Source organism: Sphingomonas flavida (assembly GCF_036663655.1).
Classification (GTDB): domain Bacteria; phylum Pseudomonadota; class Alphaproteobacteria; order Sphingomonadales; family Sphingomonadaceae; genus Sphingomonas.
Window position 1 is genome coordinate 1 of the sequence record NZ_JAXOJH010000049.1, and the last position, 1,348, is coordinate 1,348.

Annotated in this window: 2 protein-coding genes; one reads left to right on the plus strand and one right to left on the minus strand. The window is 70.7% G+C overall.

Translation table 11 applies throughout. From position 1 onward, the window contains the following. On the plus strand, positions 1 to 232 hold a 232-nt coding region (locus tag U1703_RS19050; RefSeq protein ID WP_332786969.1), incomplete at its 5' end, for a 5-formyltetrahydrofolate cyclo-ligase. A gap of 7 nt (positions 233 to 239) precedes the next feature. On the opposite strand, the gene U1703_RS19055 is transcribed toward U1703_RS19050, so the two are convergent. Continuing rightward, positions 240 to 1,348: penicillin acylase family protein (locus tag U1703_RS19055; RefSeq protein WP_332786970.1), on the minus strand; the 1,109-nt coding region annotated here is incomplete at its 5' end.

Genomic DNA, 1,348 nt, shown 5'->3' on the forward strand with positions numbered 1-1,348 from the left:
CGGCACGCGCGAGGTCGCGGTCCCGACCAAGCGGCGCAAGGGATCGGGCAAGAAGCTGACCGTGCACAAGGCGACGGCCATCAACCTGCAGGGCGTGACCGCCAGCATTCCGGTCGGCACCTTCACCTGCGTGCTGCTCTACGACGACGAGGTCGGGCGCGACGTGCCGGTCGAGCCGCACGACCGCCCGGTCACCGCCGCGGTGTCACCCACGGGGCTGCGCCGCTTCTGACCGACGCTCAGTCACCATCGGGATCCGCCGGGACCAGCGTCAGCGTGTCGGCGCCGGCGTCGACGACCGCGTCGCGCTCGAAGCGCCAGGGCAGCGTCCCGCCCTCGGCCCAGACGTCGGTCTGGTCGGTGTAGTGCTCGCTGAACGGGTGCCCCGAGACGCCGGTGAGGTTGACCCAGCGCGAGTCGTCGAAGTCGGCCAGGGACATGACCATCCGCACCGACGGCGCCCACACCACGGCGTACCCCTCCGCGGCGTCCCAGCCGCTCGCGTCGACGACGGCGTTGCCGCCGGCGACCTCCCAGCCGCCCCGGTTGAACATCCGCTCGACCAGCCCGATGCCCGACTCGCCCAGGGTGGGCGACCTCAGCTCGAGTCGGTGCAGGTGGCCCTCGAGCTCCTCCTTGCTCGGCCAGGCGGTGCCGTAGATGCGCTGGAGCTGCTTGTTCTTCTCGTCGCCGCGCCAGTAGGCCGCCGCCGAGCGCATCAGCTTGAACGCCGGGATCCGCTTGGTGGTGGGCAGGTGCGGCCCGCGGCACAGGTCGCTCCAGGCGACGTCGCCGTTGCGTCGGACGTTGTCGTAGATGGTGAGCTCGCCGGCGCCGACCTCGACGCTCGCGCCCTCAGCGGCGTCATCGGAGATGCCGGAGCCCTTGAGCCCGATCAGCTCGAGCTTGTAGGGCTCGTCCTGCAGCTCGTCGATCGCGTCGGCGTCGGTGGTGACCCGGCGGGAGAAGCGCTGCCCCTCCTTGATGATCTTGCGCATCCGGGTCTCGATCTTCTCGAGGTCCTCGGGCACGAACGGGGTCGCGACGTCGAAGTCGTAGTAGAAGCCGTTCTCGATCGGCGGGCCGATGCCGAGCTTGGCGTCGGGGAACAGCTCCTGCACGGCCTGCGCCATCACGTGGGCGGCCGAGTGGCGCAGGATGTCGAGCCCGTCCTGGCTGTCGATGGCCACGGCGGCGACCTCGTCGCCGTCCTGCAGCTCGTAGGCCAGGTCCTTGAGGTCGGCGCCCACCCGTGCGGCGATCACCTCGGTGTCGTCGGCGAACAGCTCCCACGCCTTGGTGCCGGTCGTGGTGGTCCGGTCCTCACGCTGACCAGCGTGGATGCGGA